We start from the raw sequence: 13925 nt of genomic DNA, 5'->3' as shown, positions 1-13925 counted from the left end.
AAGTGAGTATTATCCTTTCGTACCACCCGCAGTGAGACCCGAGACGAAGTAGCGTTGGAACATGAAGAACAAGAGCACGATTGGGAGGGCCGAAAGGACGGCGCCTGCCGCGAACAACGTGAAGTTGTTGTCGAACTGTCGAGAAATCATGTTATAGAGACCAACCGCAAGTGTCTGTTTCTCCGGTGAACGAAGGACGAGCGATGCCAAGATAAAGTCGTTGAACGGGCCCATGAAGTTGAACAGGGCAATCGTTGCGACAATCGGCTTCGCGAGCGGCAAAATAATTTGCCAGAAGATACGAAGGTGACCGGCACCATCCATCCGAGCGGCTTCATCGAGCTCTTTCGGAATCGTATCGAAGTAACCTTTGGCGAGATACGTGTTCATCGGAATCGCCCCGCCGGCGTACAGCAGGATGAGCGCCGTATGCGTGTCAAGAAGACCGAGCATGTTGAGGAGCACGTAAATCGCGATGATAGCAACGAATTGCGGCACCATTTGCAAGACGAGGAACAAGATGAGCGAGTTCTTCCGTCCGACGAAACGGTAACGCGAGAATACATAACCCGTGATCGTGACGAGAATGACCGCGAGCGCCATCGTGATGAAGGCAATCTTCAATGTATTCACATACCATAAACTATAATCCGAAATCGTTAAGTCAAACAAGTTTTTATAGTGAATGAGCGTCGGGTTGTCCGGAATAATTTTTGACGTGATTGTACGACCCGGGTTAAATGACGTCCCCACTACCCAAAGCATCGGATAAAGGATGATGATCGACGCAAGCGTCAAGATAACATACGAGAGCGCCAGATTGATTCGTCTTTGTTTTTTCATATCAAATCATATCCTCGTCTTTGAAAGATTTTGTCCGACGGAACTGGATGACGGCAAGTGTCATGATGAAGAATGACAAGATGAGCGTGATCGCAGCCGCAAGTCCGTATTGCGGGTTGGCACCGAGAGACAATTTGTAAATCCATGAGATCAAGATGTCGGTACCGCCGGCCGTCTGTCCTGGCACAGCTGGTCCCCCACCGTTGAAGAGATAAATCAAGTTGAAGTTGTTGAAGTTGAACGTGAACTGCGTGATCAAGATCGGTGCTGTTGCGAACAAGAGCATCGGCAACGTGATCAAGCGGAACTTATCAAAGATTGTTGCGCCGTCAATCGTCGCGGCTTCATACAAGTCACCCGGGATCGACTGCAACACACCCGTCATGAGCGTCATGATGAACGGGAAGCCTAGCCACCACTGAATCAAGATGAGCGCGCTTCGCGTCGCCGTCGGGTCCGTCATCCAACTGATCGGGTCAAGCCCGAACGCCGGGAGGATCGTCGTGTTGAACACACCGAACGATTCGTTGAACATCGAACGGAAAATCAAGATCGTGATGAACGCCGGTACGGCCCATGACAAGATCAAAATCGAACGGAACAAGCGACGGAAACGGAGTCCTTCTTGGTTCAACAGAACCGCAAGGAAGATCCCGATCGCGATGACACCGACCGTTGAAGCGACCGTCCAGACGAGCGTCCAACCGAGGACGCTGACGAACGTATCACGCCAGATGTCGATTTGGAAGATGCTCGTGAAGTTGCTGAATCCGATCCACTCGACGAGTTTCGCCGGTGGTGCGTTATTGTAGCGGTAGTTCGTGAAAGCGATCAAGAACGTGAAGATGAGCGGTAAAACGACAGTGAAGACGAGCAAGATGAGTGACGGGATCAACATCAAGTATGGGAATCCGTGGTCACGCAAGTTGCGAAGCTGCACTTGGAACGATGGCACGTTTAGGTGCTGATCACGAATGCGACCGACTCGGTATGCGTCACGAATGTTCCAGATGTAAAACGCAATCCCGAAGAACAGTAAGATTAATGCGACAATACCTTCTACCATCAAGAAGATGGAGTGGTCGTTACGAGGTCCTGCTACTTCGCCAAGCGTGATCAATCCCCAAAGGCCACCACGGTCGCCAGGTCCTGCGCCAGCGCCTTTGAAAAAGAGATCGTAGTTTACTGCGAAATAAGACATAATGACGATAAAGAAAGCGATCGCTTTCGCACGTTGATTGTTATAAAACTGTCCGGCTCCCGGAATGATCGAGAGTAATGCGGCGTTCCGGGCATGGTTGGTCGGTTTGTCCGGACGTTGATCCGGCGTGTTCGGTTTCGGAATTGAAGCCATCCTCAATTTCTCCTTTCAATTTGAGCAAATCAATCGAGCAAGCGTTTGCTCAATTCTAGAAAATGAGGGGGAACGCCAGTTGGCGTACCCCGTCATTTCAGTTCCTTATTGGTTGTTCGCTTGGATTTGTTGCTCGATGACTTTCACAGCATCGTCAGCTGATTTTTGTGCATCTTGCTTGCCAGTTGCAACGAGCTGAAGTGCTTGTGCCATTGGCTCCCAAACTTGTCCCATTTCAGGAATGTTAGGCATTGGGATCGCGTTTGTCGCTTGATCGAATACCGCTTTCGCTACTTCGTTCGACGTGATTGTCTCGTTCGTCTCAAGAGCAGTTACTGGTGGGACCTCGTTGTAAGCTTCAAACATCTTCAATGCGTTCTCTTCGTTCGTGAGTTCTGCGAGGAACATTTCAGCCCACTCTTGGTTCTCTGTGTAAGCAGAGAGCGCATACGTCTTCACGCCCATGAACGTCTTGATTGGCTCACCGTTTGGAAGTGTCGGCATTGCAGACGCTCCGAGGTTGACGCCGGCATCTTGGTAACCAGCTACGGCCCATGGTCCATTCATGACTGTGTGTGCTTTCTTCTCAGTGAAGAGTTGGTCCATCGCTTGGCCACCAGACTCGCCGATCAACCCTTTAGGGAAGAGACCTTCTTGGTACCATTTGCCGATGTACTCGAAGCCTTCGACCGCGCCTTCGTTGTTCAAGCCGATGTCAGACGGGTCGAGCGCGCCGCCATCTTCTTTAAATACGTAGCCGCCGAAGCCAGCGATGACGCCGTGGGCGAAGTAGAAGTTATCCCAAAGTCCGAGGAATCCGTATTCGCCGTCACCTTTCACGTCATTCGACAATTCGTACAACTCATCCATCGACGCTGGTGCTTCTGATACTAAATCCTTGTTGAACATGAGGATTGCTGTTTCAACTGATTTCGGGTACCCGTAAGCTTGACCGTCGAACATGACAGCTGATTTCGAAGCATCTGTAAACGCATCGAGTACGCCTTCGTCAGCGAGCGGTGCCAAGTGACCTTGGTCAGCGATCGTTCCGATTTGGTCGTGCGGTACGAGGACGATGTCTGGACCTTTACCGGCCGGGCCATCGAGGGCGAGCTTGTCTTTTTGGTCTGTCATCTGTACTTCGACGACTTCAACTTTTACGCCATGCTCTTCTTCAAACGCTTTGGCAACTTCTTTCGTCGTTTCCGACTTATCAATATCTTCCCAGATTACGATTTTTTCTGGCTTGTTCTCGCTAGAAGAACCGCCTTCATTCGTCGAACCGTTGTCCGTACCGCCACCACATGCAGCAAGTGCACCGAATGCGAATACTGCTGTTGAAAGTCCTGCTACCATCTTTTTCATCTTCATGATGAAAAACCTCCCCAAGGAAATTAGTATGGTCAGATTTGCGCAAACGTACTGTCCGATTGATTATAAAATGATACTCCGCTACGAAATCAACCGTTCAGTGAAAACGTTTGCATCCTCACCTCAATTTTTATTATACAGTTGTGTAAGCGTTTTACAAGTCTTTTTTTTAGGATTTTTTCTTGCCGTTAACCCATTTATCTCTTTTTTAATTTTTTGTCGTCGTTTCTTCAATAATTATCGTGATGTACGATTGACAAAATGTAAACGCTTTATTAACCTGTGCTTGAGCAAACGTTTTCGCAACTGTTGTTTCTTTTCCGAATCGACAGTGTAAAATGGTAACAACCCCAATAGAGAAAGGAACGATTTCATTTGATCAAAGAAGCTATTTACCATCGTGCCATGTCCCCGTTCGTTTACAAGTACGACCGCGAGACGATTCACATCCGGTTTCATACAAAAAGAAATGATATCCAATCCGTTGACTTAATTTGGAACGATCCGTACGACTGGCATTCAGAAGATCCGGCCATGTGGAACTTCGACCCGAGCAAGCCGAGCTTTTGGCGCACGTTCGAGACACCGATGGAGAAAATCGGCCACGATGACCAATACGACTATTGGTTCATCGCCGTCAAACCTCCTTTCCGTCGTCTCCGCTACGGTTTCCGTCTTTATGACGGTAATGAGACGGCCGTCTTCACCGAGAAAGGCTGGTTCGAAGACAAACCGCTCGACGATACCGGTTACTACTTCTGTGTCCCGTTCATCAATCCGATCGACATCTTCCACGCCCCGTCTTGGGTGAAAGACACGGTCTGGTATCAAATCTTCCCGGACCGCTTCGGAAATGGTGACCCGTCGCTCAATCCAGAAGAGACGCTTCCATGGAACAGCGCTGAACCGAGTCAGACAAACTTCTTCGGTGGCGACTTCCAAGGGGTCATCGACCATATCGATTACCTCGTCGACCTCGGTATCACCGGCATTTATTTCTGCCCGATCTTCAAGGCGACGACGAACCATAAATACGATACGCTCGATTATATGGAAATTGACCCGCAGTTCGGGACGAAGGAGAAGTTCAAAGAGATGGTCGACTTGCTCCACGAGAACGGCATCAAAGTCATGCTCGATGCGGTGTTCAACCATGTCGGTTACCATCATCCATGGTTCCAAGACGTCGTCGAGAACGGCCCGCACTCGGAGTATCGGGACTGGTTCTATCTTCGCGACTTCCCGATCGAGACGACGCCGAAGCCGAACTACGACACGTTCGCGTTCGAGAAGAATATGCCAAAAATCAACACCGAGCATCCTGCGCTCAAAGCTTACTTATTAGAAGTCGCCCGTTATTGGGTCGAGGAGTTCGGCATTGACGGCTGGCGTCTAGACGTCGCCAACGAAGTCGACCACGCGTTCTGGCGAGACTTCCGTCGCACCGTGAAACAAGCGAACCCGGACGCCTACATCCTCGGTGAGATTTGGCATGACGCCCAACCGTGGCTTCAAGGCGATCAGTTCGATGCGGTCATGAACTACCCGTTCACGAACGCGAGCTTGAACTATTTCGCGCTCGACCGGACGACGGCATCACAGTTCCGCGACGAGTTGACGCGCGTCGAGATGATGAACACGATGAACGTGAACGAAGTGACGTTCAACTTGATCGACTCTCACGACACGCCGCGTGCCCTCACCCGGGCGAAAGGCCATAAAGGCAAGTTCAAACTCCTCATGACATCGATGCTCACGTATACGGGCAGTCCATGTATTTACTATGGAGATGAGATCGGACTCGAAGGTGAACAAGACCCGGGCTGCCGCCGCTGCATGCCATGGGACGAAGAACAAGAAGACCGTGAGTTGTTCCGTTTCACGAAGAAATTGATTCAACTTCGTAAAGAGCATCCGGTGCTCGCGAACGCAGGCTCGTATCGCTTCAATCTCGTCGATGACGAAGAGAACGCCCTCATCATCGAGCGGTGTACGAAAGATGAGACGTATTTGATATACTTCAATAACTCAGACACGACGTCGAAGCTCAACCCGCTCTGGCATACCGGAAGCGCTTACGACTTGCTCAACGACCGCGATGTTGACTCACTTGAGCTCGAATTGGCACCGTACGGGACGGCGATTTTGAAAATGAAATGATATTCCTCAAACACCTGCTTCGGTGGGTGTTTTTTTTGTTGAAAATAATTGACGATATCTCTTTCCTTTTCATTTCAAAAGGAGTAACATGACCCTTGTGATTTTTAAAACGTAAATATTTCATAGAGAGAATTGTAGAAACAAGGGAGAATACACATGCCGAATAAAAACACCGAACAGCTCAGCCTGTTCAAAATCTCATGGCCCATCTTTATCGAGCTCGCGCTCCATATGGGGACCGGGATTATCGCGACACTCATGCTCGCCCACTATTCCGATGCCGCCGCTTCTGCCGTCGGGGTCGCCAACCAAATTTTGAACGTCTTCTTAATCGTCTTCAGCGTCACGTCGGTCGGTGCCACGATTTTGATTGGCCAAGCGATCGGCGCCAACCGGATGAAGAAGAGCCGGGACTTCGCCCGGTCCGCCGTCAGCTTGAACATGTGGCTCGGTGTCTTCATGGTCGTTTTCGTGTTCTTGTTCGGCGAGACGTTCCTTCGTCTGTTCGGCTTGTCCGACGAACTGTTCACACACGGGATTTTATTCTTAAAGATTGTAGGGCTCTCGCTCTTCACCGAGGCGCTCATCATGGCACTGAGCGCGGTGCTCCGCAGCCACGGGATGACGAAGCACGCCATGCTCGCGACGCTCTTGATTGACGTCATCACGGCAATCGGCGCCATGCTCGCCGTCACAGGTTGGTTCGGCCTTCCGGTGACCGGTGTGGCCGGCGTCGCCTGGTCCATCGTGATCGCTCGTTTTGCCGCGATGTTACTCTTGTTTTGGATCGTCAAAAAACGGCTCATGCTCCGCTTCCCGATTAAAGAGTTGATTCGCCCGCAAGGTGACGACATCAAGGCACTCCTTCAAATCGGGGTGCCATCTGCCGGCGAGAACTTATCGTATCAGTTCTCACAAATCATCATCACTGGTTTCATCGCGACGATGGGTGAGGCGTCGCTCGCGGCGCGTGTGTACGTCATGAACTTGTCGATGCTCGCCTTCCTCCTCACTGTCGCGATTGCCCAAGGGACACAGCTATTGATTGCACGTGACATCGGCGGTAAACGGTTCAAGGAGGCTTATACTCGAGCCGTCCGGACACTGAAAATCGCCATGTTCTCGTCGCTCGTCGCCTCGCTCGGCCTCGCGGTCTTCGGAAAATCGTTGCTCGGCTTGTTCACGTCGAACCCAGACATCATCGCAGTCGGGATTCCAATCCTTTGGGCGACGCTCATCCTTGAGCCAGGGCGGGCGATGAACATCGTTCTGATGGGCTCGCTGAAAGCGGTCGGGGACGTCCGCTTCCCGGTCATGATTGGGATCGCCTCGATGTGGGGTGTCGCCGTCGTCTTCAGTTACTTGTTCGGCCTCCAAATGGGGCTCGGTATTCTCGGCATTTGGCTCGCCTTCTCACTCGACGAGTGGTTCCGCGGCTTCTTCGCCTTCCGGCGTTGGAAGTATGGCACGTGGCAACAGAAAGGCTTCCAGTTCGAAGCAAAACCAACGGCATAACGAAAAGGGTGTAGACGACCAACGTCTACACCCTTTTCGAATATCTCCTCCATTTGCCCACACTCTTTATTTTTTCGTCAAAAAGGCGTGCATCGCTTGCCGATGAATCTCGGTCTGTCCACATTTTCGTTGCCACTGAATCTCTTCTTCGAGCCCCGCCTCGAACGATTCGGTCCGGAATAGCGCCTTCATCCCTTCGACGGCGACCGGCGACTGCTTCGCGAGCGCCTCGGCGTACTCCGTCAACGCTCTTGTGTAGGCGTCATCTTCGACGAGCTCGGTGACGAGACCGAAGCGTTCCGCTTGTTCGGCGTCAATCGTCCGCCCGCTCCACATCCAGCTGAGCGCAAGGTCTGGTCGCATCAACCGCTTCAAGTGATACGGTCCGCCCGCATCCGCGACGAGTCCGATTTTAATGAACGCCGAGCTGAATTTCGTCGAGCGTGCCACGATGCGGACGTCAGCAGCAAGCGCGAGGCTGAGCCCGGCACCGGCGACGACCCCATGGATGCCGGCGATCAGCGGTTTTTTGCACGACTCGAGCGCGCGTACGAGCGGATGATACACGTCTTCTAAATATGTCCCGTAATCGGCATCCCCTTCAATCGTCAAGTCTTGACCGGATGAGAAGGCCCGCCCTTCCCCGACGAGCACGATGACGCGTACGTCCTCGTCAGCTACGAGGCCTTTCATCGCCTCGGTCGCCTCCTTTAAGAGCGTCTCGTTTAACGCGTTCAACTTTTCAGGCCGATTCCATTTGAGCCAGCCTACCCCGTTATGTCGCGTGATTTGAATCGTTTCCATGTCTATTGCTCCCCCTTCTCATAAATGAATCGCTATTCATTTCGCCATTTCGTAAACTGTTTCCTTCCTGACATGAAAACTTCGTGTGTACGATTGCCCGACACTGCCACTATTTGCTATTCTTAGAGAAGTCATTCAACGAAAGGGTGGGCTTGATGCAACTGACGAACGCCGCTCGACAATTGAAGCAACGAAACATTCCGTTCACGTTCCATACATACGTGGTGGACCCGTCGGACGTATCGGCGAGCCATGTCGCTGCGTCGATGGGAAAACCGGTCGACCAACTGTATAAAACGATTTGTCTCGAAAGCGAACAGAAGCGCCACGCATTCTTCCTCATCTCCGGCGACCGTGATATCGATTTAAAGGCGGCCGCGAAAGCTTGGGGCGTCAAGAAAGTCACACCTGTCCCGATGAAAGAACTTGAAGCGCTTACCGGATACATCCGCGGTGGCGTCTCACCGATCGGGGCGAAAAAAGCGTTCCCCGTCTTTTTGCACGACAGTGCGAAAGAAAAAGCAACGATCATCATTTCCGCCGGTAAACGCGGCGCCCAACTCGAACTCACGCCAGACGATTTGCTCCGTTTCACGAACGGTCGCTGGTTCACTCAATAGAAATTGGAGGCAATATTATGTGGAAAGAACGAATCCGGTCATGGGTTCCTAACTCGTTTACGTTCGGTAACTTATTTTGCGGGGTCATCGCCATCGTCTATGCGGCGCGCGGTGATTTCTCAAACGCGACGTTACTCATCATCATCGCCATGATGCTCGACAGTCTCGACGGACGGCTCGCCCGTATGCTCGGCGTCGCCGGGGATTTCGGAAAAGAGCTCGACTCGCTCGCTGACGTCGTCACGTTCGGCGTGGCTCCAGCCTTACTCGCCTATTACACGTTCTTCATCGACTATGGCAACTACGGTCTGTTCTTCGCCGCCTTATTCCCGCTCTTCGGTGCCTATCGCCTGGCCCGGTTCAACTTGTCGGCGACGAACGTCACTGCGAGTTACTTCTCCGGTGTCCCGATCACGGCTGCAGGCGGTCTACTCGCTGTCGTCACGACGTTCGGCGATCGTGTCAGCGAACTACTCACCCCAATCTTTTTCACGGGGCTCGCGCTCCTCATGGTGAGCCGCGTCCGCATCCCGAGCTTCAAAGAAGTGCCGCTCCCGCGTCACTCATTCATCATCACGGTCAGCCTCGTCTACTTGACGTACATGATTTTCGCTCGTTGGAAAGAGTGGCCGTCATTCTGGTTCATCGCCGTACCGTTTTATATCCTTTTCATCGCCTTCTCGTTCGTCAAAAAGCGGAAGAGCATGGCAAACTGACGAGCTCCTCGACATGAGGGGCTCTTTTTTTGCACGCATTCATTAGACGCCCGAGTAAAACCTCTTTAGAATAGTATTTGAGGTGATGAAATGAAAGTGTATCCATGGATTTGGAAATGGTTTGTTGTTTGGTACGTCATCGGGGTTATCTTGGTCGGTTTCGACCTGCTCCCAAGTTGGCTCGAATGGGCGAACCCGGTATTCTTGTGGCTCGCTGGCGCCATCGGAGCGTTCGTGATTGCCGACGGGGTCCGTCACGCCCGATGGATCGTCCCGTTCATCTTTTTCGGGTCAATCGCCGTCGAGACGCTCGGTGTGAAGACGGGCTTCCCGTTCAGCGAGTATCTCTATGCCGAGGCGTTCGGTCCGACCGTGTTCGGTGTCCCGGTCACGATCGGGGCCGCTTGGCTCGCCGTCATCGGGGCAAGTTTTGCCGTGGCACGCTTTTTTAACTTTCAACGACGCACGCTCTGGCTCGTCCCGTTTCTCGCCGTCTGGCTCGACATGGCGATCGACCCGGTCGCTGCGAACGTGAAAGGGTATTGGGAATGGGCGAACGGTGGAATATATTACGATATCCCGACGCAGAACTTCCTCGGTTGGTTCGGTCTGTCGCTCATCTTCTCGTGGGTGCTCGACCGCTACGAGGTCGAAGCCGAACCGCTCTTGTTGACGCACGGCCGCTATTTGTTCGTCATGTTGCACGCCTTGTTCGGTGTGACGGCCGTCAACGCCGGTTTGTACGGCATCGGCGTGCTCAGCATCTTGACCGCAAGCGTCATCTACTTCGAACGGAGGGTCCGCCATGATCGAGTCGAACAAAAAGAAATGGTTCAATGACGTCTTCTCGCTTTTTGTGAAAGAGCGTCAAATCCGTCCGTTCTTCCATACGATTAACGTACGCGCCGATGACGTCCCGACCCCTGGCCTGTTCCTTGCGACCCACAGCTCGTTTTGGGACGGGCTCATCCTGCTCATGCTGAATCAGCATTACTTACGACATGACGTCCACGTCTTAATGGATGAGGAAGGCTTGCGACGCTTCCCGTTCTTTCGTCATCTCGGCGCGTTTTCGATTCAAAAAGGGAACTTGTCCGAAGTGCGGGCCTCGCTCGGCTATGCGTCCGACTTGCTCGAAGCAGGCAAGTCCGTCTGGGTGTTCCCACAAGGACGGGAGTACCCGCAAGAACATCGCCCGCTCGAGATTGGCACCGGGGCGACGATGCTCCTGACGAAACCCGATGTGCGGCTCTGCGCCATCTATTATGCGTTCGAGTCACATGCCGCACCGGTCGTGTACGTCCGGTTTCGGAACTATACGGTCGTCTCAGAAACGAGACGGCTCCAAAAGCGCGAGTTGGCAGAGGCGCTCGAGCGGCTCTATGACGACACGCGCGCCGATGTCATCGAACAATCGACGAACTACGTCCCCCTCTTCCCGCCAAAGCGGAGTCTCGCGGACTGGACCGAACACCTCTTGACATTCAGGAGGGGCGGCCGATGATTCTATTCGCGCTGACGTTTTGTATGCTCGTCTTCACGCTCGTCAACCTGTTATTTTTACGACCGCTCACCAAGCCCGTCGCTTCTCCCCCGACGGCCGTCTGCGTCCCACTCCGGAACGAGGAGCGGAACGTCCCGAAACTGATCGCCAGCTTAAAGGAAGCCGTTCCACGTGAGAGTCACGTCTATTTATACGAAGACCGGTCCGACGACGGTACATACGCCGCTCTCGTCCAATCGATTGCGGACGACCCCCGCTTCACCATCTTTCGTGGGGTGCCGCTCCCCGAAGGATGGGCAGGGAAGGTTCATGCCTGCCATCAGTTGGCGAGCCGGACGACGGAACCGTACCTCTTGTTCCTCGACGCCGACGTGACCATCGACCCGACGTTCATCGACCGGCTACACGGGACACGTCTGCGTGAGGGGGTCGTCTTTTTGTCCGGCTTCCCTCGTTTCCCGACCCCGACATGGCTCGGAAAACTGCTCATCCCGATGCAACACGTCTTGATCGCCCAACACTTGCCGCTGCTTTGGCGAAAAGTCCGTCACCCCGCTTTCGCTGCAGCGAACGGGATGAACGTCCTCGTCGAACGGACGAGCTATGACGAGGTCGGTGGTCATGCCTCGATTCACAACTCTTTGATTGATGACATCGATTTATGCCGGGAGTTCAAACGGCGAAAAAAATTGACGTCGCTCGTACAAGTGTCGCCGTACATCACGTGTGACATGTATGCCACGAATGAAGAAGTATGGAACGGGTTTTCAAAAAACGTATTCAAGGGAATGAATGAATCAGTGGGCATCGCCCTTTATTTCTTTCTTTATTACGGCGTCCAAGCATCGGCGTTCGTCGCCCTACTCGTCCGGCCCGACTGGTATTCGCTCGGAGCGGTCCTCTGCGTCCTACTCGCACGGCTCGCCATCGATTTGAAATCAGGGGGAAGACAGTTTTGGTTGCATCCGTTCAGCCTCATCGCCTACTTGGCGTTGCTTGCGAGCGCGGTCATCCGTAAATGGAGACGACAACCGATCACTTGGAAAGGCCGCATGTACCCTTAGAAAACGTTAGGAGGCACATCGCCATGAAACAAATTGCCATCATCGGGGCCGGTCTCGGCGGCTTGAGCGCCGCTGTCACCCTCGCCTCACGCGGTTACGACGTCACCGTCATCGAGAAAAACGAGCACGTCGGCGGCAAGCTCATGCCCGTCATCACCGACGGCCATCGCTTTGACTTCGGTCCGAACACGATCACCATGCCGGACGTGTTCCGTTCCGTCATCCGTAACAGTGGGGCGAACCCGGAAGATTACTTCGAGCTCGTCAAACTCGATTTGCATACGGTCAACCACTTCACCGACGGCTCGACGTTCACGTTCCGGTCCGGACGCGAGCAGATGGAAGAGGAAGTCCGACGCTTGACGGGCGGCAAGGCCGACCAAAACCAACTCGCCGACTATTTGGACGAGGCGGAGAAACTGTTCGAGATCGCGAACAAGCGCTTCTTCACCCGGATGGAGACGAAAATGGACACCGGGTTGTGGAGCGATATGATGAAAGTCCATCCGCTCACGAGCCTGCACGCGCTCCATAAGAAGTACTTCAAAGACCCGCGCATCATTCAAGCGCTCGACCGCTACGCGACATATATCGGCAGCAGCCCTTACGTCACACCGGGCACGTTCGCGCTCATCTCACACCTCGAATTGAATGACGGGGTGTATTACGCCAAAGGCGGAAACTGGACGATCGCCAAAGGCTTCGCCAAACGGGCCAGTGAACTCGGCGTCGAGTTCAAGCTCGGTCAAGAAGTGACGAAGATTGAAGTGATGAACGGCAAAGCCCACGCCGTCGTCATCGACGAGGAGGACGTGTTATCGTGCGACGCCGTCTTATTGAACGGCGAGTTGCTCACGCAGTACCCGCGTCTCGTCGATGCGATCCATCGTCCGTCGTTCCCGGTCCCGACACGTGATACGGTCGAACCGTCCGTCTCGGCATTCGTCGTCATGGTCGGATTGAACAAACGATTGAATCTTGCCCATCATAACGTCTACTTCTCTGACGACTATGAGGCCGAGTTCCGTGCCTTGTTCGAGGAAGAGCGCTATGCGGACGAGCCGACGATTTACATCTCGAACTCGTCCCATTCGGACCCATCGATGGGTGAAGCCGGGGACAACTTGTTCATCCTCGTCAACGCCCCGGCCCACTTGACCGATATCGATGCCGAGACGTATGAACACCTCATCCGTCGCCGCCTCCGTAAGTTCGGCGTCGAGTGGGACGACGCGGACGTCGTCTATCATCATCTCGTCACCCCGCATGACTTGACCCGAGACTTCTACGCTTATTACGGAGCGCTTTACGGCACGTCCGCCAACTCGAAGAAAGGCGCCTTCTTCCGCCCGTCAGCCCGGTCCGAAGACGTCTCGAACATCTGGTTCGCGGGCGGGTCGACCCATCCGGGCGGGGGGAGCCCGATGGTCACGCTTTCAGGACAACTCGCCGCCCGCTCGATGTTAGAGGACATACCTCTGACAATTTGAACATTTTGTGAACAGAAGATTCGACACTTGTCGACAAGTCTGAGACGTGATAATATCATATTCGAGTTCAAGCAGTATTGTAACGTTTGTTACACCTGTAGCGATCGAATGGCTTCCCCGAGCCAATCGCGTTTTGAACTTGTCACACCCGAGAAAAAATGATGAGCGAGTTTCCCCACTCGTATGCCGTAGCTGGATCAGCATGCATCTGATGTTCCCCCTTAGTCCATCAAGCATCCTGTTTCAGCGAAGATGCCCCATCGTTTCATTCCCCATGAGACGAGGCACATCTTTAGGTGTTCATCACAAGCCGATTCGTTCGTTTCCCCGACGGACGGGTCACATAACGCTTACGCCACTTTTGGTCCCCCGCCAAAAGTGGTTTTTTTGTGCGCGACGGTTTGTCAAATTAAGCGCAACACTTCCTCCGTGAAGGCCTCGTGTGCGGTCTTCCAGCCCAGACATTTCCTCGGCCGCCCGTTGA

12 protein-coding genes are annotated in these 13925 nt (G+C 53.3%); 8 read left to right on the top strand and 4 right to left on the bottom strand.

Annotated features, from left to right (window positions below):
• Positions 1 to 9: 9 nt before the first annotated feature.
• From KNP76_RS12380 to KNP76_RS12370, 3 genes are all read right to left on the bottom strand, one after another.
• Positions 10 to 843 carry a sugar ABC transporter permease gene (locus KNP76_RS12380; RefSeq protein WP_214844707.1) on the bottom strand — a complete coding sequence of 278 codons (834 nt, stop codon included), beginning with the start codon at positions 841 to 843 and terminating at the stop codon, positions 10 to 12.
• Between the two features lies 1 nt (position 844).
• On the bottom strand, positions 845 to 2197 hold the full coding sequence (locus KNP76_RS12375) for a carbohydrate ABC transporter permease (protein WP_051690361.1): 1353 nt from the start codon (positions 2195 to 2197) through the stop codon (positions 845 to 847).
• A 105-nt stretch (positions 2198 to 2302) separates the two neighbouring features.
• Complete coding sequence (locus tag KNP76_RS12370) at positions 2303 to 3568, bottom strand: extracellular solute-binding protein (protein ID WP_214844706.1); 1266 nt, start codon at positions 3566 to 3568, stop codon at positions 2303 to 2305.
• Between the two features lie 375 nt (positions 3569 to 3943).
• Between KNP76_RS12370 and KNP76_RS12365 the strand changes: the two genes are divergently transcribed.
• On the top strand, positions 3944 to 5728 hold the full coding sequence (locus tag KNP76_RS12365; RefSeq protein ID WP_214844705.1) for a glycoside hydrolase family 13 protein: 1785 nt from the start codon (positions 3944 to 3946) through the stop codon (positions 5726 to 5728).
• Between the two features lie 156 nt (positions 5729 to 5884).
• The gene (locus KNP76_RS12360; protein WP_034807218.1) at positions 5885 to 7243 is read left to right on the top strand and encodes an MATE family efflux transporter; all 1359 of its coding nucleotides are present in this window, start codon (positions 5885 to 5887) and stop codon (positions 7241 to 7243) included.
• A 66-nt stretch (positions 7244 to 7309) separates the two neighbouring features.
• Here KNP76_RS12360 and KNP76_RS12355 read toward each other — a convergent pair whose 3' ends face one another.
• On the bottom strand, positions 7310 to 8047 hold the full coding sequence (locus KNP76_RS12355) for an enoyl-CoA hydratase/isomerase family protein (protein ID WP_034807217.1): 738 nt from the start codon (positions 8045 to 8047) through the stop codon (positions 7310 to 7312).
• Between the two features lie 155 nt (positions 8048 to 8202).
• Here KNP76_RS12355 and ybaK point away from each other — a divergent pair, with 155 nt between their 5' ends.
• From ybaK to KNP76_RS12325, 6 genes are all read left to right on the top strand, one after another.
• The gene (ybaK, locus tag KNP76_RS12350) at positions 8203 to 8667 is read left to right on the top strand and encodes a Cys-tRNA(Pro) deacylase (RefSeq protein WP_034817746.1); all 465 of its coding nucleotides are present in this window, start codon (positions 8203 to 8205) and stop codon (positions 8665 to 8667) included.
• Positions 8668 to 8684: 17 nt separating this feature from the next.
• Entirely contained in the window at positions 8685 to 9383 is a 699-nt protein-coding gene (gene pssA, locus KNP76_RS12345) for a CDP-diacylglycerol--serine O-phosphatidyltransferase (protein ID WP_034807214.1), read from the top strand.
• A 90-nt stretch (positions 9384 to 9473) separates the two neighbouring features.
• The gene (locus KNP76_RS12340; protein ID WP_034807212.1) at positions 9474 to 10223 is read left to right on the top strand and encodes a carotenoid biosynthesis protein; all 750 of its coding nucleotides are present in this window, start codon (positions 9474 to 9476) and stop codon (positions 10221 to 10223) included.
• Positions 10189 to 10887, top strand: coding sequence for a lysophospholipid acyltransferase family protein (locus tag KNP76_RS12335; protein WP_034807211.1), 699 nt, complete (start codon positions 10189 to 10191; stop codon positions 10885 to 10887). Before KNP76_RS12340 ends, KNP76_RS12335 begins: the two co-directional genes overlap by 35 nt.
• Positions 10884 to 11951 (top strand): glycosyltransferase family 2 protein, encoded by a 1068-nt coding sequence (locus KNP76_RS12330; protein WP_034807209.1) that lies wholly within the window; start codon positions 10884 to 10886, stop codon positions 11949 to 11951. The genes KNP76_RS12335 and KNP76_RS12330 overlap by 4 nt, the downstream gene beginning before the upstream one ends.
• A 23-nt stretch (positions 11952 to 11974) precedes the next feature.
• Positions 11975 to 13441, top strand: a complete 1467-nt coding sequence (locus KNP76_RS12325; RefSeq protein ID WP_214844704.1) for a phytoene desaturase family protein — start codon at positions 11975 to 11977, stop codon at positions 13439 to 13441.
• Positions 13442 to 13925 lie beyond the last annotated feature (484 nt).

The sequence above is a fragment of the Exiguobacterium sp. s150 genome, assembly GCF_018618435.1.
Taxonomy (GTDB): Bacteria; Bacillota; Bacilli; order Exiguobacteriales; family Exiguobacteriaceae; genus Exiguobacterium; species Exiguobacterium alkaliphilum.
Note: the sequence above shows the minus strand (reverse complement) of the source record. Positions and strands in the feature narration are given on the sequence as shown.

Bases quoted from the DNA above. Each gene is read 5' to 3' on its own strand.
- KNP76_RS12325 (WP_214844704.1), top strand. From the start codon at position 11,975: ATGAAACAAATTGCCATCATCGGGGCCGGTCTCGGCGGCTTGAGCGCC.
- KNP76_RS12335 (WP_034807211.1), top strand. From the start codon at position 10,189: ATGATCGAGTCGAACAAAAAGAAATGGTTCAATGACGTCTTCTCGCTT.
- KNP76_RS12375 (WP_051690361.1), bottom strand. From the start codon at position 2,197: ATGGCTTCAATTCCGAAACCGAACACGCCGGATCAACGTCCGGACAAA.
- KNP76_RS12370 (WP_214844706.1), bottom strand. From the start codon at position 3,568: ATGAAGATGAAAAAGATGGTAGCAGGACTTTCAACAGCAGTATTCGCA.
- KNP76_RS12330 (WP_034807209.1), top strand. From the start codon at position 10,884: ATGATTCTATTCGCGCTGACGTTTTGTATGCTCGTCTTCACGCTCGTC.
- pssA (WP_034807214.1), top strand. From the start codon at position 8,685: ATGTGGAAAGAACGAATCCGGTCATGGGTTCCTAACTCGTTTACGTTC.
- KNP76_RS12380 (WP_214844707.1), bottom strand. From the start codon at position 843: ATGAAAAAACAAAGACGAATCAATCTGGCGCTCTCGTATGTTATCTTG.
- KNP76_RS12340 (WP_034807212.1), top strand. From the start codon at position 9,474: ATGAAAGTGTATCCATGGATTTGGAAATGGTTTGTTGTTTGGTACGTC.
- KNP76_RS12360 (WP_034807218.1), top strand. From the start codon at position 5,885: ATGCCGAATAAAAACACCGAACAGCTCAGCCTGTTCAAAATCTCATGG.
- ybaK (WP_034817746.1), top strand. From the start codon at position 8,203: ATGCAACTGACGAACGCCGCTCGACAATTGAAGCAACGAAACATTCCG.
- KNP76_RS12355 (WP_034807217.1), bottom strand. From the start codon at position 8,047: ATGGAAACGATTCAAATCACGCGACATAACGGGGTAGGCTGGCTCAAA.